Source organism: Chryseobacterium metallicongregator, from assembly GCF_031324065.1.
GTDB lineage: Bacteria > Bacteroidota > Bacteroidia > Flavobacteriales > Weeksellaceae > Chryseobacterium > Chryseobacterium metallicongregator.
Genome location: NZ_JAVIXS010000014.1, coordinates 271954 through 294364 on the forward strand (window position 1 = coordinate 271954; position 22411 = coordinate 294364).

General features: G+C 34.1%; 19 protein-coding genes and 1 tRNA gene. 7 read left to right on the forward strand and 13 right to left on the reverse strand.

Features of this window, described 5'->3' with window-relative positions; all coding sequences use genetic code 11:
* Window positions 1-90: 90 nt before the first annotated feature.
* The 7 genes from REB14_RS14695 to REB14_RS14725 form a co-directional block, all read right to left on the reverse strand.
* Window positions 91-2142: a DNA/RNA non-specific endonuclease gene (locus REB14_RS14695; protein ID WP_309522524.1), complete on the reverse strand. Its 2052-nt coding sequence runs from the start codon at window positions 2140-2142 to the stop codon at window positions 91-93.
* Window positions 2143-3002: 860 nt separating this feature from the next.
* On the reverse strand, window positions 3003-3497 hold the full coding sequence (locus tag REB14_RS14700) for a hypothetical protein (protein WP_216443425.1): 495 nt from the start codon (window positions 3495-3497) through the stop codon (window positions 3003-3005).
* Complete coding sequence (locus tag REB14_RS14705; RefSeq protein ID WP_309522525.1) at window positions 3473-4018, reverse strand: hypothetical protein; 546 nt, start codon at window positions 4016-4018, stop codon at window positions 3473-3475. Before REB14_RS14705 ends, REB14_RS14700 begins: the two co-directional genes overlap by 25 nt.
* 200 nt (window positions 4019-4218) lie before the next feature.
* Entirely contained in the window at window positions 4219-4677 is a 459-nt protein-coding gene (locus REB14_RS14710) for a hypothetical protein (protein WP_309522526.1), read from the reverse strand.
* A gap of 32 nt (window positions 4678-4709) precedes the next feature.
* On the reverse strand, window positions 4710-6407 hold the full coding sequence (locus REB14_RS14715; protein WP_309522527.1) for a T6SS effector amidase Tae4 family protein: 1698 nt from the start codon (window positions 6405-6407) through the stop codon (window positions 4710-4712).
* A gap of 667 nt (window positions 6408-7074) precedes the next feature.
* Window positions 7075-7149, reverse strand: a tRNA-Glu gene (locus tag REB14_RS14720).
* Between the two features lie 60 nt (window positions 7150-7209).
* Window positions 7210-8496: an N-acetylmuramoyl-L-alanine amidase family protein gene (locus REB14_RS14725; protein WP_309522528.1), complete on the reverse strand. Its 1287-nt coding sequence runs from the start codon at window positions 8494-8496 to the stop codon at window positions 7210-7212.
* Window positions 8497-8549: 53 nt separating this feature from the next.
* On the opposite strand from REB14_RS14725, the gene REB14_RS14730 reads away from it, so the two are divergent.
* The 3 genes from REB14_RS14730 (at window position 8550) to REB14_RS14740 (ending at window position 12115) form a co-directional block, all read left to right on the forward strand.
* Entirely contained in the window at window positions 8550-11135 is a 2586-nt protein-coding gene (locus REB14_RS14730; protein ID WP_309522529.1) for a putative LPS assembly protein LptD, read from the forward strand.
* A gap of 144 nt (window positions 11136-11279) precedes the next feature.
* Window positions 11280-11660: a RidA family protein gene (locus tag REB14_RS14735; protein ID WP_309522530.1), complete on the forward strand. Its 381-nt coding sequence runs from the start codon at window positions 11280-11282 to the stop codon at window positions 11658-11660.
* A complete protein-coding gene (locus tag REB14_RS14740; protein ID WP_034694594.1) occupies window positions 11660-12115 on the forward strand; it encodes a hypothetical protein in 456 nt (151 codons plus the stop codon). Before REB14_RS14735 ends, REB14_RS14740 begins: the two co-directional genes overlap by 1 nt.
* Window positions 12116-12185: 70 nt before the next feature.
* Here the strand turns inward: REB14_RS14740 and REB14_RS14745 are convergent, their stop codons facing one another.
* Together REB14_RS14745 and REB14_RS14750 are read right to left on the reverse strand one after the other, a co-directional pair.
* Entirely contained in the window at window positions 12186-12755 is a 570-nt protein-coding gene (locus tag REB14_RS14745; protein ID WP_309522531.1) for a GNAT family N-acetyltransferase, read from the reverse strand.
* A gap of 165 nt (window positions 12756-12920) precedes the next feature.
* Complete coding sequence (locus REB14_RS14750; protein WP_309522532.1) at window positions 12921-14450, reverse strand: trypsin-like peptidase domain-containing protein; 1530 nt, start codon at window positions 14448-14450, stop codon at window positions 12921-12923.
* Window positions 14451-14790: 340 nt separating this feature from the next.
* Between REB14_RS14750 and trhO the strand changes: the two genes are divergently transcribed.
* Window positions 14791-16152, forward strand: coding sequence for an oxygen-dependent tRNA uridine(34) hydroxylase TrhO (trhO, locus tag REB14_RS14755; RefSeq protein ID WP_309522533.1), 1362 nt, complete (start codon window positions 14791-14793; stop codon window positions 16150-16152).
* Window positions 16153-16216: 64 nt separating this feature from the next.
* Window positions 16217-16792 (forward strand): 5-formyltetrahydrofolate cyclo-ligase, encoded by a 576-nt coding sequence (locus REB14_RS14760; protein ID WP_309522534.1) that lies wholly within the window; start codon window positions 16217-16219, stop codon window positions 16790-16792.
* Here the strand turns inward: REB14_RS14760 and REB14_RS14765 are convergent.
* Both REB14_RS14765 and REB14_RS14770 read right to left on the reverse strand, forming a co-directional pair.
* Entirely contained in the window at window positions 16741-17322 is a 582-nt protein-coding gene (locus REB14_RS14765) for a hypothetical protein (RefSeq protein ID WP_034694612.1), read from the reverse strand. The genes REB14_RS14760 and REB14_RS14765 overlap by 52 nt on opposite strands.
* Entirely contained in the window at window positions 17306-18487 is a 1182-nt protein-coding gene (locus tag REB14_RS14770) for a hypothetical protein (protein WP_062673541.1), read from the reverse strand. The genes REB14_RS14765 and REB14_RS14770 overlap by 17 nt, the downstream gene beginning before the upstream one ends.
* Before the next feature lie 183 nt (window positions 18488-18670).
* On the opposite strand from REB14_RS14770, the gene REB14_RS14775 reads away from it, so the two are divergent.
* On the forward strand, window positions 18671-19000 hold the full coding sequence (locus REB14_RS14775; RefSeq protein ID WP_034694620.1) for a hypothetical protein: 330 nt from the start codon (window positions 18671-18673) through the stop codon (window positions 18998-19000).
* Window positions 19001-19119: 119 nt separating this feature from the next.
* On the opposite strand, the gene REB14_RS14780 is transcribed toward REB14_RS14775, so the two are convergent.
* Together REB14_RS14780 and REB14_RS14785 are read right to left on the reverse strand one after the other, a co-directional pair.
* Window positions 19120-19887: a TrmH family RNA methyltransferase gene (locus REB14_RS14780; protein ID WP_309522535.1), complete on the reverse strand. Its 768-nt coding sequence runs from the start codon at window positions 19885-19887 to the stop codon at window positions 19120-19122.
* 121 nt (window positions 19888-20008) lie between these two features.
* Entirely contained in the window at window positions 20009-21514 is a 1506-nt protein-coding gene (locus REB14_RS14785; protein WP_309522536.1) for a DNA recombination protein RmuC, read from the reverse strand.
* Window positions 21515-21736: 222 nt separating this feature from the next.
* Here REB14_RS14785 and REB14_RS14790 point away from each other — a divergent pair, with 222 nt between their 5' ends.
* Complete coding sequence (locus tag REB14_RS14790) at window positions 21737-22411, forward strand: response regulator transcription factor (protein ID WP_309522537.1); 675 nt, start codon at window positions 21737-21739, stop codon at window positions 22409-22411.

Consider the following 22411-nt stretch of genomic DNA (forward strand, 5'->3'; position numbering starts at 1 on the left):
CAATTAATTGCCCTTCTTTATTGTTCTCAAGAAAAGTTTGATGTTCTATATTTTCAGATTAAAAGTAACTTTTTAAGTAATCCAGGGAGTTTATAATTTTATATCATCTTTCCCTGTAATTTCAATAAGTTGTAGAGTCTCGCGCAGATCAAATCTGTTTAAAGGATCGAATTCATTGTAATCATTAAAAGCAATACCTGTAAGATCTGCAATTTTTTGTAATGGAACCTGATAAGTCTTAAATTGCCCAAAACCATCTTCTCTGATTCCTTCTTTATTCCTAAAATCTTCAATGTTGTCTGGTTGTTTTAACATATAGCCGCTTACCGAAGGTGTTCCATCTGCTTTTATCATCACGGCCACTTTCCAAAATTGTAATGGCAGCAAAACACCTCTGTATGGAATGTCATCTTCACTAAATACAGGACCTGTAAAAACAGAAACTTTAATATCTTCCCGTCCCGCACTATCCAATATATAGTTTTCAAGACTTAACCAGGTCTTTTGGTTCAGGTCTTTATGTTGCGGAGTAGAATTTGAAAAATGAAAGGTATCATCATTTGCAGCAGCTGCATTTGGCCCCCAAACAGGATCCAATCTCCTAACCATATGTCCGCGATCCAGATCATTATCTGCATACACGGCTGGACCTGTTTGATATTTCTCGTCCATTCTTGGATCAATTATCCATTTTGTATTTTCTCTTTTTATAGGATCAAGCCTATTCCCATCAATATTGACTGCTGTCATAATACACAGCTTTCGGCTTTTATGGATGGCTATCGAAAAATTAAAATAATGCAGAAAGCTTTTGTTGGTCTCTGTAGGGTTTAATAATGGCGCTAAATTTTTACTTTGAGATTTTAATAAGTCCTCAATTTCAATTTTGAAATTATCTGAGCTTACAAAGTTTGCGTCATATCCGTTTCTGCCCTTGTAATTTGGGTTTTTTGCTTTTTCTATGAAGAAAGATTGCTCCTTAGTATCTCGGTTAGTGGAAATGCTGTCTGTTGTATTTTGTAAAACCGAGTTGTCTGTAAGGCCTATACCTATTGTGATTTCAACAGGTACGTTAAATGTAATTTTGTTGCTCATTTCGTTTAATTTTTTATTGTCAGATGGAGGTTGATGGAGAGTTTGTTCTGTTAAGATTTGTACATCGGAAATTGAATTTGAATTATTGAATATTTCCTCAACCAAATTATTGGGAAATTTTGCCCGTATACTGTTTATGTTGCTTTTAACATTTTGCAGAATGGAACTAATTCTGACGCCTTCATTGGCAATCCAGTCTATAAGATTCTCATCCATGTTTTCTTGAAATACGGTTCCGTCCTTACATAAATAATTACCTTGTTCATCCTTTCGGGGGACTCCGCTACTATGCAGTGCAACAACCTGCCACTGATCATTATAAACAGGTGAGCCGGAAGAGCCCTGTGCAGTGTCTGTAGAATAGGTTATAAAGTCCTCTGTTTTAGCAATTAACTGGTTTTCCCTAATAGCAATCTGTTTATATTGTCCTGAAGGATGTTGTATAATTGACACGTATTCTGAAACGAGTGCTTTATTCGGGTCTTCAGTAAGCTTTAAAAATCCAAAATGATAGAGCGGTTTAATCTTGCTTTTAGAATCGGGGTTTACATAGACAATTGTAAAGTCTAATCTTTCATTTGTATAAAAGAATTTACCCGCATTAAAAGTAAATATATGGCTTACTGTAGGCTCGCCAAACTGGTCGTATTGAAAATTGAATTCAGCCAGACTATTTTGGGCGTCATCCTCATTTGCAAATACATGATTGTTTGTGAGCAAGAGATTGGGAGAGATTAAAAAACCAGTTCCAAAACCTACGTTACCACCACTTATATTCTTTACGTGAATTCTGCATACAGGATTTGAGGCTAAAAAACCCAATTGTAAATAATTTATACTCATTAAATCATTTTTATTCCAGATTCTTTCCCTTGCAAGATTGAAAGGTTCAAAGCGATTTGAAACAAGGTGATCTAATCTTTCGTTAATAATAACTTTCTCACTTAACCATGTTGGTGATTCAATTGCTGCTTTAGCATGAGGAAGACTCAATTTTGAAAATCTTTTTTCAGTCTCTGCTATGAATTTTAGATTGGATAGTTTCATATGTTTTTAATTAGTTTTTACGACTGTATATAAGAATGTCAGTTCTCTACTCCTATACTTTAATTTGATGCTCAGTTTTTTACAACGGTGTTCAGTTTGTACAATACTTAGATTATGCATGAGTACAAATTTCAGTTATAATCAGAATCATTTCAATTACCCTTTTTCGTGATTTTGAGATTGAGTTTTATTTGCTCAAAATGGTTTTTGAAATGAGAAATGTAATATGGGGCCATCAAAGTTTGCTTTTGTGGATATTGAAAAAAAATGAAACTATTGCCCTAAAGAATCTTTGAAAGAGATGAAGAAAGATTATGAAATTCACCCTGTACAAAGCATGTACAAGAGTCCTTTTAAAATTCGTGGAGATTCCGTTGAATTTTGGAATAAAAAATCCCTGAACCTATGATATTTTTTTTAACTGATATTGTTAAGGTTTAGGAGTTTGCGTGTATTATTAATACTAAAGAAATTGATGCTGATGAATTTCAGGACAGAATGTAAAGGAAATGTTTTTAGAGCCGCAAAGAGGTATAAATGATCTTAATGTGAAATTTTCCGACAAATAATGTTGTTTTAGTTTTTTTAATTTAGTAGACTGATTTTCTTCAAAAGATATAGGGAGTTTTTCCATATATTTAAATGTAGCTGTTATTTAATGTTTCTTTTATTAAAATACTTTTTAAGTCTCCATGTCTGTAAGATGTTTTATAAAATATAGAAAATAATAATCGCAAACAATGTGGTTGAATACCTTTCTCGTATAGTACTACAGGATAAATTCATAAAAAAAGCCGTTTTCACGAATTGTGAGACGGCTTCTTTAATTGTGCGGATTTTTGATTTGTTGATTTATGATGCTATTCCATTTTTTTATACATAATGTAATATTCAAATTCCGTTCGATCTGTTGGACTATTGATACCATAATAATAGTACAGTCCTGTCTTTTTCGATTTTTTGAATCCTAATAAATAGATAGTAGCATTATTAACATCCAAATTAGGAGAAAGAGCAATTTGATCTTTATTAATGGTTAATTTTCCATTCAGATTATCAGTATGCTCTCCCTGATTGAAATAAAACTTATTAAATAAATAAGTTGAATCTTTCTTGATTTCTAAAAATAATGTGTCTCCTTTATTCAGATTAAAATATTTATAATCATCTCTAAAATCGTCTTTAATTGGGATAAAATAATATTTCCCAATTGCTTCATTTAGCGTTGGATTGTAATCTGGTAAATCTAAAGGGTTTTCTTCCTCTTCTTTTTCTTTATTACCAAAACAATTCATTAGTGTACAAATAGCTACACCTATGAATAGGAATTTTAAAAATTTATAGTCTCTGTCCATGTAAAAACATTTGTTATTGTACCGCCAAAGTGAAGGCCACTCCCCACTGGTTTATTAGGAATAACTCCTTCATTACCTTTTCCTGGTTGTCCTTTAATAAATCTTGTTCCAGATTCCCAACCTAAATCATTATTAATTGTAAATTTTACCACAGCACTATTAGTTGTTTTGGATAAAATATATGCAGTAATCGGAAAAGAACCCAACATTTGAATTCCTAGATTTGCATTAGAGAGAGTAGAGTAAAAAGCATTTACATCGTATGTGAAATAACCTGATTTGATTCCTCCTTGTGGTAAACCATTTGCTAGATCGGTACAAATGTTAAGTACTTTATTCCCATTTCCTCTAGGGAAATCTTTAACAGCATTTGTTATTGGATTATAAATATTATTTCCATTTACAATATTAGACACTCCTGTAAAATTTATAGTGTTGTTTGTATAATGATTTGGAGTAAGTTCAAAAAGCCAGATGTTAAACAGGTCACCCCATCCCATAGTATCTTCATTAAAGTTCACTAATGGAGCAACCGCTTCTATTCTAATCTTATCAATTGCTTTGTTAGACTAATATACAGATGAAGGGTAGTATAAATGATCGATTATTCAATAATGTATATAATGAAAAACCAATCAAAGACAATAAAAAAAACAGGCTTGTTTGAGCTTGTTTCTAATTTTTAGATGTAATAGCTACAATTAAAGCATTCTTTAATATTCTAATTCCTTTCTTCTTTTAACTTTATTTTATAATATTTTTGAGTTATTTTATTGAGTTCTTTACTCTCATAAAAACTTAAACAAGTAGAAATAATGAAATTTTTACCCTTTATTTCATTCTCATTTTCATTAAGTATATATACAGGAGGAAGATTAGATATTATTTTCTTTGCTAGGCTATCTTGTATTCTATCTTCAATAATAAATGGCTCATCAGAAGGAGTAAATAAATCTTTATCTGCCATTAATTTTCCTATTTTAAAATTAGTATCCTCCCCATATCCATGTTGTAAACATTTATAAAAGACAGCATCTCTAAATCTTTTGGTATAAAATTCCTTTTCATTGTTTTTTTGTTTTCTATCACTTCGATATCTGAATTGTGGTCTTTCATTTATTGAACATGAATAAATTAATAAAAAGGAAATGATAGGTATGATAAATTTTATTTTAGGCATAAATTTATATTTCGTCATTAATTTATAAATATTTATTGTAATATCCAAACATCTATGTAATCTATTGGGGCATCAAAAAAATGACATCCATTAATACAGGTACCATTAGGTTGTAATATATCACCATGTCCCGAGGCCCATGCAGAATTACTAGAAACTAAAGAATAAATTCCTTTTTTATCCTTTAATATAGCTGGCAGATTAACACCATTTACTCCCGCTTGGTTTCCTGTTATATGAATGTGATTTGAATTATATGGAGTAGTAGAAGTTGCTGGATTGGTTCCAAAAGTTTTTCTCATCCATGCATTCAATTTCTTTGCACTTAAAAAATAATATTTTCCATCTCCTCCTTTAAATGTATGGTTGGGTATATTAGGAATTTTAACCCCTGAATAATTTAATGCTATTGAAACTCTTAAAGCACATGCATTATCGTAATCATGGTCATTATTGGGGTTTGAATCATTTAAAACGTCATCTCTCAATGCTTTTGGAGTGCCCTTGACAATTTCATATATAGCAGGTCCTGAAAGTCCTTTTCCATTCACATCTTTAGGAAATGCATTATAATAGTTTTGCCAACTAGGTAATGACTGAGGGGGAAAGGTGAGGGTGGGATTGTCCCAATATGCTGTATCGTAATATTCATCAGCTTTTCCTTCAGAAGTCCCTAAAAACCCATTTTCAAACTGTTCCCAAGAAGTGTTGGGATTATTTGCAAAAAATTGCTGAGCAAAATTTAGCTTTGATTCAAATTCTTTCCATATAGTATTTGTGTTTGTTCCTAAATTTCCCAAACTATTAAAATAGCTAATACCCCAATGTAACAATTGTGTATTATTCTGATTTAAATTATTATAGAAATAAGAAAGTAACTGCCCACCAATATACTGATTGTTTTGGATATAAGTATATTCTTCCGCAGATAGTTCTGGAAATCCAGCTTCGTTCAACATATAATTAAAGCTGTCCTGGATAGACATTTCATTAGATGTACTGCTACCACCACTGTCACCACCACCATCATAAAATCCCATATTTGGAAATCCCTTAGGTGGCTGCCCTCCACTTGGACAAACCTCTGTAATTTCTACAACATAATAAGGTTTTTGATTTGCTGTACATTGGGCTATTTGGCTCGGATTGTGATGTTCACCATTGCATTCTACCTCAATAAGTCTGATGCTAAAGGAGCAATCACCTGCTTTATTCATGGAATTCTTTGATGCGGTTACCTTATCAGGAAGTGGTGTTCCGTTAGAGAGTTCTTTCATCCCCATTGGTTTACCATCCATTGCTGTAAATTCTACAGTTCCCGTAAAGTTATCAATCTGATAGTTCTTAGTTCTGTCTTCAGGAGTGTATTTTGCAGTAAATCCAATGCTTTTATTTTTATTATCAATACTATACACTAAAATATCTGAAGATTTGTCTAAATGTCTGATTACGGTACTGTAAGAGGTGATATTATTCTGTACAATAACAGTTACTGTACTTTCATCAGATAAGGCAGAAAAGAAATCTACATTTTTACTGTAAGCTTGTGAAGACTTGCTTTTAGTTTCAGTAAGATAGTTTTTGAAAGCTAAAGCTTCTTTAAGTTTAACTGTTTTTCTGTAATCAGATTGGGAAATATTGGAGTCAAGATTATCAGAAAGTTCTGTTCTACATCCAAACAGAAAGAATGTTAATGCCAGTAGCATTAAGAATTTAAATTTTCTCATCATAATATGTTTTTTAGTTTGTGAATTTATATTTTTTATTTCTTTTGGAAAATAGGAAAATCCCTATTTTATATCCGTGTTTTTACGGAGAGGGGTAATTATAGTATAGATGGGGGTCACGTATTTTCATAGCTTGTCATTATTAAATCTTATGTTTTATAAAGCAAAGCTATTATGACCCAGCGACAAAGCCTGTCGCATTATTTAGAAAATACCTGTTAAGGATTATATAAATGCAAAAGGCACGAAACAGAGGTCAATCCTTATTAGAGGTACCGCGAAGAAGCCAACAAACCAGAAAGATCCCGTCCATGACAATTATAGGTACATAGGCGTAAGCCCGTCATTTTAAGGTTTGTTTGGAAAATTCTCGGTTTCTAATACCTAAATAACAGCTTACGCTTTAAATCATTAAAATTGTGAATGCTAATACATAAATATTTTTAAAATCTCATCCAAAAGATTAATAATTACGAATCGAAAAAATTATTCAGGTAATTTGCAGGGAAGCTTTAAAAGACAAATAATTAATATGAGATGATAATGAATACAGGTCTTTTTTAATAAAACCATACAATCTGAAATTTATGCGAAGATTTTAATTGCAAATGAGAAAATAAAACTGCCTATAAAAAAACCTTTAACTGAGTAGTTAAAGGTTTATATTTTTTGGTAGCCTATAGGGGAATCGAACCCCTGTTGCAAGAATGAAAATCTTGAGTCCTGACCACTAGACGAATAGGCCGAATTTTGAGGTTGCAAAAGTAGGAATTAACTTTTAAACTTCAAAATTATTTTTTTTGATTTATTTGTAGACCTTTTGTATCACGGTATTTTTGATACCTTTAGCTTCAAGTTCCTTTTGAAGTTTTACAGCATCTTCCAATGTGTATACTTTTCCGTAGGTGTAGTAAAATACACCATTGTCCTTATTTCGTTCCACATCTTTTAAATTCTGAAGGATATAAGAATTACCATTCAGTTTATCACCTGCATATACTTCGATAGTATAATATCCCATGCTGATTCTCTGATTCGGCATAAATCCTACAGCAAATGCATTTCTGAAACCTGCATCTTTCGCTGTTTTAAGATTAATATCTTTTACCGAAGCCATATTGGTTACAGCATAGTAATATTTGTACTGCCCGTTTTCTTTAAGCGTAAGAATATAGTTCAGGCCTTTCAGGGCAGGATCATTTTCATTGTATTTCGTAGGAGAACTCATTAATAGAATTCTGAAATCATTTTTCAAAGGAACCTCTGCAGGTTTTTCTGGCTCTGGCTTTCTTGTTGCAATAGAACCGCCGGATTTTCTGTCAATCGCCTTTTTATAATCAATAATAGCATTGTAGATACTTTCTGCAATTTCAGTCTGTCCCTTGTCTGAGGCGATGTAGTGGCTTTCCTCAGGATGATTGATGAACCCTGTTTCTATCAGTACAGATGGCATGGCATTCATACGGAGAACGTGAAGGTTTTTCTGAAATACACCTCTTGATGATCTTTTATCTTTATTCACAAAATTATCTTCTACCAATCCTCCCAAAAGAAGACTTGATTCCAGATATTTACTTTGCTGAAGTTTCAGGGCAATTAAGGATTCCGGAGAATCAGGATTATAAGAACCAAAGGTTTGCTTATCTTTTTCATCAAGGAAGATTACATCATTTTCCCTTTTGGCTACTTCAAGGTTTTCGTTATTCTGGTTAGGTCCTTGTACATAAGTTTCGGTACCGTAGGCTGTAGGTCTTTGGGAAGAATTACAGTGAATGGATACAAAAAGATCTGCTTTGCTCCTGTTAGCCAGATTGGTTCTGTCAGACAGAGAAGGGTATTCGTCAATTTTACGGGTATATATTACTTTGAAATCTCTGTTTTTCTCCAACATGGCACCTACTTTTAACGTAATGGCAAGTGTAATGTCTTTTTCTGCGACTCTTCCAATGTCGGAATAGGTCCTGTTGGCTCCATGATCACTTCCTCCGTGTCCCGCATCCAGAACGATAGTAAACTTCTTTTGAGAGAAAATAAAGTTGCTGGTTAGAATAAGGAGAAATGATAAAATTATTTTAAAATTTTGTTTGTGCATCTTACAGTTATAAAAATTATATTAATTTTGGGCCTTAATTATATAGTATAAAATTGGCCAAAACCGTCTTCAAAAATATATTACAAATTTTAATTATCCTAATTTTTAACAATTTTTTAGCACAGAAAACTCCTGAAAAATTGCCTAAAAATGCGGTTAATGATACTATTTCCAAAAAGGATACCATAGTTGTAAAAAAAGAACCTTTAAATGATGTTCTTCGTACAAAAGCAGATGATCAGAGAAGAGATGTCCCTAAAAAGATGACATTCCTGAACAAAAATGCTCAGGTAAAATATCAGGATATGCAGATTGATGCAGATTATATCTCTATTGATGATAATAAAAATCTGATCTATGCGCGAGGAAAACAGGACTCTTTAGGGAAAATTGTAGAACCTGTAATTACGACGCAGGCCGGGAAAAAATACGAAACCAATGAGTTCAGCTATAATACAAAAACAAAACAGGCTATTGCCTTCAATGCAAGAACAGAAGAAAGTGAAGGGGTAATTATAGCTCAGAAGACTAAAAAATATAATGATTCCGTATTTGCAATGAGAAAAGCGGATTATACAACGGATGATTATTTCATTAAGAAAAAAGATACGGCAGCGGATTATTTTATGAGAGCTTATAATATTAAGCTGATTAAAACCAAAACAAAATCCCAGATTGTTACAGGTCCTATTCAGATGTTTATTGAGCAGGTGCCTACGCCGCTTTACCTTCCGTTTGCCATTTTACCGTTTTCAGATAAAAGAGCAGCAGGTATTCTGATCCCAAGTTTTGGGGAAAGAGAAGATGTAGGTTTCTTCCTGAACGGAATTGGATATTATCAACCCATTGGAGAACACTTCGATCTTAAAGTTTTAGCAGATATTTATACGAAAGGAAGCTGGAACTTACGTCCTCAGGTGAATTACCAGAAGAAATACCGCTATTCAGGAAACTTTACAGCAGATATTGGTACTATGGTAAGAGGGATTAAAGGTTTGGATGATTATACTAAAAACAGTACCTATAGAATCAACTGGACACACTCACAGGATTCTAAGGCCAATCCTTTCCTGACATTCAGTGCTTCTGTGGATATTGTAAGTACCAAGTTCTATAATAACCCGCTCAACAACAACTATATTTTCAACCAGAATGTATTGAATACTCAGCAGAACTCTACGGTAACCCTTACCAAAAGATTCCTGAAACTTCCGATGACTATTACAGGAACTGCTTCATATTCTCAGAACTTTGCAACAGGATTGGCAGACCTTCGTCTTCCACAGATGAACGTAGCCATCAACCAGTTCTATCTATTTAAATCAAGAACAGGGATCAGACAGGGACTTCTTGAAAATATTACGGTAAATACCGGGTTCAACCTTACCAATTTCGTAAATACTCAGGAGAACGAGTTATTTAAAAAAGAAATGTGGGATAAAATGCAGACTGGGCTTAAAAACAATATCGCATTGGCTACCAATACAACGTTGGCAAAATATTTCACGTTCAGCTTAAGTGCGAATATTGATAATGCTTTAACTACAAAAACGCTGAACAGATATTATGATCCGGTAAAAAATGTAACGGTTGACGAGATTAATAAAAACTTTACAGGATACTCTACTTTTTCCACTTCTGCCAGTCTTCAGACAACACTTTTTGGAATGATGAAATTCAAAAAAGGATCTACAGTGGAAGCGGTAAGACATATGATGACTCCAAGTTTGAGTTTTACCTACTCACCGGATTTCTCAAGTCCTAACTTCGGATATTACAGAAACTATTATAATGCAAACGGAGCGCTGACGCCCTATTCTATCTTTGAAAAAGGAATTATCGGAAGTCCGTCAAGTGGTATGCAGGGAGCTTTAGGTTTCAATATCGGTAACAATATTGAGATGAAAGTAAAGTCTAAGAGTGACTCTACGGGAGTGAAGAAAATCAAAATTTTTGAATCTTTAAACCTTGCTGGAAGCTACAACTTTGCAGCTAAAGATCATCCGTGGTCTGTATTCTCCATCAACGGACAGTCTTCATTTTTCAATAATAAACTTACTGTAAATACCAGTCTTGCATTAGAACCTTATAAAATTGAGTTCTTACCGGGACAGGATACAGGAATAAGAACAGAACAGTTCGGTCATTTTAGTGTACAGGGATTCAACGTTCAGTTGTCGTATCCGTTAAGCAGTGAGATTTTTGGACAGAAAACAGATTATGCCAAGAAATATTCTTCGAAAGGAGAAGTCCGAAATGAAAATTATTATTTTGATGATGATCATTATGCTCACTTTGATCAGGCGTGGACTTTAAATATCAGTGCCAATTATGCTTACTCTAAAGGATTGAGCAGATTGGGTAATAAAATTGCATCTTTAGGTTTAGACGGTAGCATCAAACTGACTCCTTACTGGAATATCAATGGAAGTACGCATTATGACATGGTGACTAAAGAATTGGCATATACAAGGATTGGTTTTTCAAGAGATCAGCGAAGTTTTACGATCAATTTCAACTGGGTTCCTTTCGGACAATATAAAGTATATGACTTCTTTATCGGTATCAAAGCCAATATCTTAAGTGATGCATTGAAGTACAAAGACAGAAGCTTTACCCAACCTAATGCACCTTTCTAATATCAGATTGGCATTTGACAATATAAATTTTATATTTGCAAGAAGAATAAATTCTAATAAATTCACTGTTGACAGAATTTGCAGATCAGCGAATAAAACAGATAGTGATGGCTTATAACCTTAAGGAAAATTAAATATCCGCATATGAAACAAGTAATCAACACAGTTAATGCACCTGCAGCTATCGGGCCTTATTCGCAAGCTAATATGGCCAACGGAGTTTTGTATATCTCCGGACAGATTCCTGTAGATCCTGCAACTGGTAAATTGGTAGAAGGCATTGAAAAGGAAACGCACCAGGTAATGAAAAACCTTGAAGCAATCCTTACTGAAGCCGGCATGACTTTCAAAAATGTTGTAAAAGCTACCATCTTCCTTAAGAGTATGGATGATTTTGCTGTAATGAATGATATCTATGCATCTTACTTGGATTCAGAAAGCTATCCAGCTCGCGAAACAGTACAGGTTTCATGTTTGCCTAAAAATGTGGATATCGAAATTTCTATGATTGCACATCAGGATTAATGAACTTTATAAGAAATACAATTGCGGTTCTGATAGGTCTTGGTATTGCAGGCCTTATTATTACTCTTGGTATAAGGGCTTTTCCGCAATGGGTAACTTTTGAGGCTTTTGCTCCGTTTGAGCACTGGCAAAGGTTTCTTTTCAGCATGAAAGATGATAAGGCATTTTTCGGCTTCCTTTTGTTTATTTCCGGATTAGGAACTACTATCGGGGGAGTGGCTACTGCCATTATCGTTAAATATGCTAAAGTAGCCTATGCTATTCTGATTGGCTTTATTATGCTTTTTATTGCCATGTTGGATGTTATTATTTTTCCTTACCATCCTACATTTTATAAGATCTCGATCTTCCTTACATTCTTTCCGTTTTCCTGGATCGGAGGGAAGATTGTAGAAGTGATCTACGAGCGGAATAAGAAGAAAAGTATCGCTGATAAAATGAACAAGTCTAAATAAATAATAAAAAAACGCTGCAGATCTCTGCAGCGTTTTTTGTTGATATGAAAAACATTAATAGATTTCCGTATTAAACATATTTCAAAAAATAAAGAGGATAGTCCAATTCAAAGGTTTCATGGAAAATTGTAAATCCATTTTGTTGATAAAAGGTTCTGTTTTCTAATGTTGTTGTTTCAACATATATGAGTTCGTTCTCATATTTACTCATAGATTCCTTTAAAAGTTTTGTTCCAATTCCTTTTCCCTGTTCACTGGGAACTACAGCCATTAACCATAAATGAACAAATTTTTCTTTCGGATGAAACTTTGCTAAGAGTTTTTCTCGTTGTAAAACTTTAAAGATATTTTCAATTCCAATACTATTGAACAGTAATTTTATTTCAAGCCAGATTTTTTTTAAACTGAATTGGAATTTATCTAAGTATAAAATACATCCTTTGTGATCATCACTAAGAAATATACTTCCATTCAGTATTGATAAATCGAATTGAAACTCCATTAATGCTTTCAATCTTTTATATCTGTTGCCAGAATTCTTTATGACAAAATTGATAGAATTGGGGATGAGAACATTTATGAAAGCCTGACATAAAATAGTAACGACTTTTTCTCTATCCTTATGGGTTGCTTTTTTCATGCATTTTTGTTTTTTCAAATATATAAAAAATAGAAGTGTGTTAATCAGAGTTTTATATGGTTTGTGTTAGTTTCTGCATTGGGCTTAGTTAACTTATTTTTTTCATAAAAAAACCATTCTTAAGCAAGAATGGTTAAATTTTTAATGTGAAATCAAAAAAATCAATTAAGGCATTTTGAATCCTTTAGTATAAATTCTTCCGTAGTCATCCACGAATTTCACCTGTACATTCCCCTGATATTTCTCAAGGATCTTTTCAACATCTTTCTGTGAATTAACCGGCTTGCCATTGACTTCAATGATGATATAGTTATCTACGATTCCGATTTTAGCCATTTCGCTGCCCTCAGATACGTTTTTAGCCACTACGCCACTGTTCAGTCCGTATTCTGTTTTAAAACGTTCTGTAAGAGGGTCAAATTCAGCTCCTATTTTTTCCGTTACGCTAAGGTCTGCTTTCGTTCTGGTAGAAGTTCCTCCTTTCTGGTCTCTAAGTGTTACAGTAGTAGTCCCTTCTTTACCATTTCTGGAATAGGTTACCTGTACTTTATCACCAGGGCGTTTGCTTCCGATAGACATAGAAAGATCAGCAAAATCTGTGATATCGTAGTTGTCTACCTTAGTGATTACATCTCCTTTTTTCAATCCTGCATCTTCAGCGCCACTGTTTTCACCAAATCCTGTAACGTAAATTCCTGAACCTACTTTCAGATTTGTTTTGAACTGTTTGTTGTAAGAAGTCACCAATTGATCATTCGAAAGGTCTAAAGATTGAACGCCAAGGAATCCTCTCTGTACAATTCCGAATTTCTTGATATCCTCAACAATTTTTCTTGCTAAGTTAGAAGGAACCGCAAATCCATATCCCTGGTAATATCCTGTAGTAGACTGAATCGCGGAGTTGATCCCGATAAGTTCTCCATTTGTATTTACCAAAGCACCTCCTGAGTTACCCGGGTTAATAGCAGCATCCGTCTGAATGAAACTTTCAATAGGATTGGTTGCTTTTCCCTGGCTTCCTAAGATTCCGATACCTCTTCCTTTTGCAGAAACAATACCTGCTGTTACCGTAGAGTTTAATCCTAATGGATTTCCTACTGCAAGAACCCATTGTCCCACATCAATATTGTCAGAATTTGCAAAATTCAGATAAGGAAGGCCTTTTTCTTCAATCTTCAATAGAGAGATGTCCGTATTAGGGTCTGTTCCTATCAGAGTTGCAATATATGATTTCTTGTTACTTAATACGACTTCCAGCTTATTAGCACCTGCTACCACGTGGTTGTTTGAAATGATATAACCGTCCGGAGAGATGATTACACCGGAACCCATTCCCGATGGCATATTATCAGGAGCCTGCTGCTGCTTTTGTCTCTGCTGGCCTCTTCCTCCGAAAGGATCTCCGAAGAAAAAGTCAAACAAATCCTGCTCTGAAGCTCTGCTTGCTGTTCTGCTTTGGTAATTTTTAATGGTAACTACAGCCGGAACTGTTGTTTTAGCCGCTTTTACAAAATCATCACCTACCGCTCCCGTATTCATTCCCGCAAAGGAAGTGTTGGGGGCTGCTGTTGTGAAATAAGATTGATCTCCATTGTTGGAGCTGTGTCCGAAATATTGTAAAGCTCCAACGGTAGTAGCTCCGGAAATGACTCCAACTACTGCAAATGGTAATAGTTTTTTTAAAGTACTCTTCATTGTATATCTTTCTTGTTTATTAATTAATTTTTCTTTTTATGTTTTTGAGTAAACAAATTTAATGTTAAATAAGTAAGCAATTAGCATGCTATGTTTCAATTTTAACTAAAATTTAACGGCTATTATATCATTTTATACCTTATGTCATAATTGTTGATGCCATAGTTAACAAAACTTAAAAAAAAATTAAAGAAAATATGGCAGACTTATGATACAAAGTCATCTGATTTTCATTGCAGACAGGTCATGACTTATTGTCCGTGATTTGTATCATAAAGATACTTAATTCAAAAATTATTATCTTTGCAAAAATTTTATTCTCACTTAAAACGTTTATAGCATGCAACTGTATAACACCTTAAGCGCAGAAGAAAGAGCTCAACTTATTGATGAAGCCGGTAAAGACCGTCTTACTTTGTCTTTCTATGCGTATGCCAAAATCGAAGACCCCAAAAAATTTCGCGACGAATTATTTATAGCCTGGAATGCACTGGATGCCCTTGGCCGTATTTATGTTGCTACAGAAGGAATCAATGCTCAGATGAGTGTTCCTGCAGATCAGTTTGAGGCTTTTCGTGATACGCTGGAAGTGTATGACTTCATGAAAGGAATCCGTTTGAACGTTGCGGTAGACCAGGACAATTACTCTTTTTTAAAATTAACCATAAAAGTCCGAAACAAAATTGTTGCTGATGGTTTGAATGACGAAACTTTTGATGTGACCAATAAAGGAATTCACTTAAAAGCTCAGGAATTCAATAATTTATTAGAAGATCCCAATACGATTGTTGTAGATTTCAGAAATCACTACGAAAGTGAAGTAGGGCATTTCGAAGGTGCTATTACTCCGGATGTAGAAAACTTCAGAGAAAGTTTACCCATTATCAACGAACAGTTACAGGATTTCAAGGAAGATAAAAACCTTTTGATGTACTGTACCGGAGGAATCCGTTGTGAAAAAGCAAGCGCTTACTTCAAACATCAGGGTTTCAAAAATGTTTATCAATTGGAAGGTGGTATTATCGAATATACGCGCCAGATCAAAGAAGAAGGAATAAAGAGTAAGTTTATTGGTAAAAACTTTGTATTCGACCACCGTTTAGGGGAGAGAATTACAGACGATATTATTTCACAGTGCCACCAGTGTGGAAAACCTTGTGATAACCATACCAATTGTGCAAACGATGCCTGTCATCTATTGTTTATCCAATGTGATGATTGTAAAGCGGCAATGGAAAACTGCTGTTCTACGGAATGTCTGGATACCATTCATTTGCCTTGGGACGAACAGGTGAAATTGAGAAAAGGACTTCAGGTTGGAAATAAAGTCTTCAGAAAAGGAAAATCTGATGCTTTGAAATTCAAAAACTCTGGAGATTTATCAGATAAGCCTTTAGCAAAAGCTGAAACTAAAAATATACGTCAAAAGATTGCTGTTAAAAAAGAATTGATTGGTAAAGCAGAGCATTACTTTTCAAAATCAAAAATTGCACAGTTTTTAATTGAGTATAAAAATCTGTCAGTTGGAGATCAGGTAATAATTTCAGGTCCTACAACAGGAGAGCAGGAAGTAACCATTACTGAAATCTATGCCAACGGAGGTCCTTGTGAAACTGCCAATGTTGGAGATCAGATTACTTTTGAACTTCCATTCAGAGTTCGTTTATCTGATAAACTGTATAGAATTGTGCAAAACGCATAATCCATAATAAACTTCAAAAGCCTGTAGGTAACAATTATTTCAGTTAAAAAACAACTTAATAATTATGCTAAAAGCTGAGCTTAGAAAAAAATATACCCAAAAAAGAAAAGCCTTGTCTTCTGATGAGGCTTTCTTGTTATCTGAGAAGATTTTTGAAAATTTTATTCAATATTTTAAGCCAAAAGAATCGGATAAAGTACATGTTTTTATTCCAATTCCGGCAAGAAAAGAAATTGATACCCAAATCTTCATTCAATACTTTTTAGCACAGAATATCCGTGTTTATGTACCTAAAATTGTAGGTGATGAACTTATTAATATTGAAATCTTTGACGACACCATTTTTGAAACCAATAGTTGGGGGATTTCAGAACCGGTTTCCAATCTGGATTCTGGTGAAAAATACTTTCATTATGTGATTACCCCTTTATTGTATTGTGATAAAAAAGGGAATCGTGTAGGATATGGTAAAGGTTTCTATGACGGATTGTTTCAAAATATTTCCGAAGAGACCAAAAAAATCGGAGTCAATTATTTTGACCCCGATGAATATGTGGATGATGTCTGGGAAAATGATATTCCCCTGGACTACTTGGTTACTCCTACAGAAGTACTGTCTTTCTTAAGCGGCTTGGAGTAAAAATCTAAAAAGTAGAATTTGAACTCTTTTTTAAGCTTGGAAGTAGAAAGTAATATATATTGTGCATTCTTTTCAAAGCTTCCCAGCGACTTGTTTTTATTATCAAAATACTCCACGTTGAACTTGGCGTAGTCTAATGTATCTTTTTTATAAAACTCTTTATATACATTCAGGTTGCTTACTTTCGCTGTTTTTGCTTTCATGCTGTCCAGCTCTTTTAGCAATGTTTTAAATGTCAGAGAATCCGGTTTGTGAAAATAACTTTCCATTTGTGAATAAATCACGGTATCTATTTCTGTATTCCTGTTTCCACTAAGGTATAGGGTAGACAGGTCAAGAAGTTCCTGAACTTTTTGTTTGGTGATGGAATTAATCGCCTGCATACTATCCATTTGTACGGCAGGATAGCTTTTTTCATTGTTGCTGTTTCGTAGTTTATCGAGGTCGCTCACCTCTGATGTTTTATTATTACATGCAATAAATAAAGTCAGAAGCACGGTGAAAATTAAAAAATTACTTATTCTTTTCATCTGTGGTAGCAATTTTAAATTTGATGGATACAATTTTACCTTTGGTATCCTTTTTCATTTCTATTACATTCAGGTTTTTCAGAGAGGTCGTTGGAGTCGTTACCAGCGTGATATACTTCTGCTTATCCAGTCTTTCAATGCCATAAGTATCATTATCATATACCTGATAAATTACTGCATTGTTGCTGATCAGGTTTTCAAGCTGATTTCTTTTTTGCTTGATAAGAGCAACCTGCTCATCCGGATTTCCTCCTTTGATGTCTTTTATAGAGAAATAATAAACCGCCATCTTATAATCATCCGGCTTTAGTTCTATTTTTTCTTCTTCAGGGGCATTTTCAAGATTTCTGTTCACTTCCAGAGGCTCATAGAAAGGAGCACTGATTCGCATTTTTAAATTTTTATCCTTGGTAGAATAATAAAAACATTCGCCTGGTTTTATTTTATACATCAACGGAGATTCATTTTCCTTCACTACCATTATTTCTAAAGTATTGATCACAGAAACACCTCTGTCCTTATCAATGAAACAATATTTATAAGTTTTTGAAAAAAGTACATCTTTAAAACCTAAAAGACCGGTAATCGTAATCAAAACTGAAGTAACAAGTGCCCAGGCATTCTTTTTGAAGAAATTTTTCTTAGGCGGAACATCTGAAATTTCTATCTCATTTGTTATTGATTTGTTTTGTGTAATTTGTTGATTTTCAGTATTCGATTTTTGTAAATCAGTATTTTCTGGGGTCCTGATTTCAACTTTTTTAGGTTGAAGTTCAATTTTTGGAAGTTCAGGAGCTTCAGAAACTGTTTTTTCAAGTTCTTCGAGATCTTCGTCTTCAAAATTTTCATTTTCCTGAAGTAATTCACCCGCAAAAAGATGCTGTTTCTTGAAATCGTACCATGAGTTGTAACCCGCATAAATGCTCAATAAATTGAGCATGTCTATTCTTGGTAGTTTAGTAACCGGTGAAGTTTTAAAATAAGTGTAAAATGACTTTTCACTGATGTTTCCTTTCGCTTTTTTTCGAAGGTCTTCCTGAAAATATATAATATCTATACCCTTCCACTTGGATATGTCATCCTGCGAAGGGGTATATTCTTTTAAGTATTGACCCTGAACATCCTTTTTTAGCTGTTCAAAGTGTAATAGATCTAAATCTGTCAATTTTTCAAAAAATAATTAAATTGTTGATTATCAGCTATGTTTTTTTGTAAAACTATTTTACAAAGGTATTACAATTATTTTTCATAGACAAATTTTCTAACTGCTCTACCTTTGTCTTGTTCAAATAACAGAACAGAAGAAAATTTTATAAAACAATATTAACAAAATTAAATTTAATTTATTATGAAAAAGTCATTATTCGTAGCTGCTATCGCTGCAATCTCTCTAGTTGCTTGTAAAAAAACTGAAGCTACTGCTACTGAAGGTACAACTGATTCTGCTGCTGCTACTGTAGCTGATTCTGCTGCTGTAGTTTCTGATTCAGCTGCTAAAGTTGTTGATTCTGCTGCAACTACTGCTGTAGAAGCTACTAAAGATGCTGCTGCTGCTACTACTGCTGCTGGTGCTGAAGTTGCTAAAGATGCTGCTAAAGGTGCTGCTGACGCTGCTAAAGGAGCTGCTGATGCTGCTAAAGGAGCTGCTGATGCTGCTAAAGATGCTGCTAAGAAATAATTCTAGCATACGCTTAACAATAAAAAAACCGTTTCACCCAGTGAAACGGTTTTTTTATGCTTAGTCATTGCGAGCCGTAGGCGAAGCAATCTCTTTACTATAAAAATGAGACTAATAGTTTAGCCTTTCTTCTGTCTTAAAGATTCGTAGCAGGTAATAGCAACAGCATTGCTTAAGTTCAAAGAATCAATACTTCCAGCCATAGGGATCAATGTGTTTTTTCCTTTTCCAATCCAGAAATCACTTAATCCGGAATGTTCCGTACCGAATAATACCGCAGAACGTTGTCTGAAATCTCTCTTGTAAAGATCTTCGGCACTTTCGTCCATAAGGGTAGTGTAGATATTGAAGCTGTTTTTCTGCAGGAATTCCAATGTTTCTTCATTTTCAGCCTGGTAGACTTCCATCCCGAAAAGACATCCTACGCTGGATCTGATCACATTAGGATTGTAGAAATCAGTTTTTCCGTCAGCAACAATCAGTGCATCGATGCCAAAAGCTTCACAACTTCTTAATATAGCGCCAAGATTTCCTGGTTTTTCAACTCCTTCAACAATGATTACTGTAGAATTGTCTTTAGGAACAAATGATGAAAGTAAAGTTTCTTTTGCATGATAGACGCCGATAATTCCTTCAGAACTACCTCTGTAAGCTATTTTTTCATACACTTTTTCACTTACGTAATGAATTTTTCCTTCGGGAAGAGTTCCTTTAAAGATATTTTCACAGATAAAGAACTCCAGCGGTTCAAAATCATACTGCATGGCTCTTTCATTTTCTTGCTGGCCTTCTACTACAAAAACTTTTGATTTTTTACGAAATCTATTGTCAGTAAGGAGCTTAGTGACATTTTTTATTTTATCGTTTTGGAAACTTTCTATCAACATGCTGCAAAATTATGCAAAATTTATGATTGAACTTCTCTGGTTTTGACAAAAAGGCTTTTCTGCCTAATTTTAAAGAGAACTTTATTGGTAATATGAGTTTGTTCAGCGGATTCTGAGAATTTTAGCTTTCTGAGGGTTCAATAAAATTTCCGTTGTCGATAAGACTTTGAGGCAGGTCTTTTTTATTTTTGATTCCTAATGATTTCAATTTCTGCGTCTGGATCACTAGATTGTCATTTCCGGTATGAAGCTGTTTGTAAGCATCATTGAATACATTTTTCGCCTGATCCAGATTTCGGCCTACTTTTTCCAGATTTTCTACAAAACCTACGAACTTATCATAGAGTCTGGCTCCGCGATCAGCAATTTCTATAGAATTCCGGTTCTGATATTCCCGTTTCCAAAGATCGGCAATCAGTTTAAGAGAAGTGATCAGATTGCTTGGATTAAGCAAAAGAATTCTTCTTTCATAGGCATAGTTCCAAAGGTTTTGGTCTGCCTGCATTGCCGCAATATAAGCCGGTTCACTCGGAATAAACATCATCACGAAATCCAATGATTTTCCATAGTCATCGTATGCTTTTTGACTGAGTTGATTAATATGGTTTTTGATAGATCCAAGATGCTGGCTTAGTTTTATAGCGTAGACATCTGCATCGGTTTCATCTACCAATTCTGTAAAAGCAGTCAGAGATACTTTTGAATCAATAATAACATTCCTTTCGTCAGGGTATTTTACAACAGCATCAGGACGCATTTTCTTTCCTGAGAATTCTGAGAATAAAGCTTTATTGTCTTCATCACGCAATTCATGCTCAAGGAAATATTCTCTTCCTTTCATCAAACCTGATTTTTCAAGAATACTTTCCAGAATCATCTCGCCCCAGTTCCCCTGGGTTTTGCTTTCTCCTTTCAGGGCACGGGTCAGTTTTTTGGCATCATCGGAAATCTGCTGGTTCAGTTCCGCCAATTCTTTTACTTTTTCTGCAAGGGAGAAACGTTCTTTATTTTCCTTTTCGTAGGCTTCGTTGACTTTGTTTTTTAAATCCGCGATTTTTTCCTGAAAAGGTTCAAGGATATTTTTTAAGTTATTTTGATTTAAGGCAGTAAACTTTTCAGTTTTTTCTTCTAAAATTTTATTGGCAAGGTTTTCAAACTGAAGTTTAGAATCTTCCTGAATTTTAACAATTTCTTCTTTCTGGGTGTCAAGAGATTGTTGAAGACCTTCATTTTTGGCAGATAGTTCAGAGTTTTTAGCAAAAAGAGTCTGCTTTTCAAGAATGTGAGTTTCTATCTGAGAAGTCTGTCTCTGATGGGTTTGTTTCAATTCCTGAAACTGAAGATTTAGCGATGAATATTCGGCAGATATTTTAGAAAATTCAGTTTTCAGGTCATCCAATAGGTCCTGCTGCAGCATATTGGCTTCTTTTTCTTTACTGATATTCTGAGTAAGCTCCTGAATTTTCAGATTTGAATTTTCAAGATCAGATTGGTTTTTTATAGATAAAGTGTTCAGTGCATCATAAGAACTTCTTGAAACCATTGATGACTTCAATGCAAAATATAATATAACAGCGCCTAGTACACCACCGGCAATCAATCCAATAATTAAATATATCATCTCCATCTTCCAAAATTATGAAAAAAGGTCGGAAGCTGGAAGCGGGATGTAGGAAGTTCCTTTTGGACAGATAAGAACTGATTGTTTTCTTACAATTAAATTCAATATTTTTTAAAAGATAATAAAATGGAAACAATTGCTTTATAAAATTCCATTACATCTCTCTTCCAGCCTCCAGCTTCCTTTCTGAATTAGAATACTTATATTTATGGGAAATTTCAGAGACTTATGAATATTTTGTTGGTAGAAGATGATCAAAGAATCAGCAATTTTCTGATAAAAGGCCTTTCCGAGGCCGGCTATAATACGACCCTTGCAGATTCCGGTGAAAAGGCGCGTGAGCTTCTTCATACCTATGATTTTGATATTATTTTAATGGACATCATGCTTCCCGGATTGGACGGAATGCAGCTTACACAGATTATCAGATTTAAAGGAAACTATACCCCGATTTTGGTTTTAAGTGCCCTGAACAGTCCTGATGATAAGATCAAAATGCTTGATATGGGCGCTGATGATTATTTATCCAAACCCTTCCATTTTGAGGAACTGATGTCAAGGATTAAAGCTTTAACCAGAAGAAATAAACTGAGCTATCAGAAAGAAGATCAATATTTATCATGCGGAAACATTGTTATTGATACTGATCTTCATAAAGTAACTCAGAATGATAAGGAAATAGAATTTTCCCCAACGGAATACAAATTGTTTACTTTCCTGATGGAGAATAAAAATAAAGTATTGAGCAGAACCCAGATTTTACATAAGGTATGGGGAATTGATTTTGATAATACAACGAATTTAGTGGATGTTTATATTTCCTATGTCCGTAACAAGATTGATGAGACAGAACAGAAGATTATTCATACGGTAAAAGGAACCGGATATTTGATCAAAGACTGA

Bases quoted from the DNA above. Each gene is read 5' to 3' on its own strand.
- REB14_RS14695 (WP_309522524.1), bottom strand. From the start codon at position 2,142: ATGAAACTATCCAATCTAAAATTCATAGCAGAGACTGAAAAAAGATTT.
- REB14_RS14700 (WP_216443425.1), bottom strand. From the start codon at position 3,497: ATGGACAGAGACTATAAATTTTTAAAATTCCTATTCATAGGTGTAGCT.
- REB14_RS14710 (WP_309522526.1), bottom strand. From the start codon at position 4,677: ATGCCTAAAATAAAATTTATCATACCTATCATTTCCTTTTTATTAATT.
- REB14_RS14715 (WP_309522527.1), bottom strand. From the start codon at position 6,407: ATGATGAGAAAATTTAAATTCTTAATGCTACTGGCATTAACATTCTTT.
- REB14_RS14725 (WP_309522528.1), bottom strand. From the start codon at position 8,496: ATGCACAAACAAAATTTTAAAATAATTTTATCATTTCTCCTTATTCTA.
- REB14_RS14735 (WP_309522530.1), top strand. From the start codon at position 11,280: ATGAAACAAGTAATCAACACAGTTAATGCACCTGCAGCTATCGGGCCT.
- REB14_RS14740 (WP_034694594.1), top strand. From the start codon at position 11,660: ATGAACTTTATAAGAAATACAATTGCGGTTCTGATAGGTCTTGGTATT.
- REB14_RS14745 (WP_309522531.1), bottom strand. From the start codon at position 12,755: ATGAAAAAAGCAACCCATAAGGATAGAGAAAAAGTCGTTACTATTTTA.
- REB14_RS14750 (WP_309522532.1), bottom strand. From the start codon at position 14,450: ATGAAGAGTACTTTAAAAAAACTATTACCATTTGCAGTAGTTGGAGTC.
- trhO (WP_309522533.1), top strand. From the start codon at position 14,791: ATGCAACTGTATAACACCTTAAGCGCAGAAGAAAGAGCTCAACTTATT.
- REB14_RS14760 (WP_309522534.1), top strand. From the start codon at position 16,217: ATGCTAAAAGCTGAGCTTAGAAAAAAATATACCCAAAAAAGAAAAGCC.
- REB14_RS14765 (WP_034694612.1), bottom strand. From the start codon at position 17,322: ATGAAAAGAATAAGTAATTTTTTAATTTTCACCGTGCTTCTGACTTTA.
- REB14_RS14775 (WP_034694620.1), top strand. From the start codon at position 18,671: ATGAAAAAGTCATTATTCGTAGCTGCTATCGCTGCAATCTCTCTAGTT.
- REB14_RS14780 (WP_309522535.1), bottom strand. From the start codon at position 19,887: ATGTTGATAGAAAGTTTCCAAAACGATAAAATAAAAAATGTCACTAAG.
- REB14_RS14785 (WP_309522536.1), bottom strand. From the start codon at position 21,514: ATGGAGATGATATATTTAATTATTGGATTGATTGCCGGTGGTGTACTA.
- REB14_RS14790 (WP_309522537.1), top strand. From the start codon at position 21,737: ATGAATATTTTGTTGGTAGAAGATGATCAAAGAATCAGCAATTTTCTG.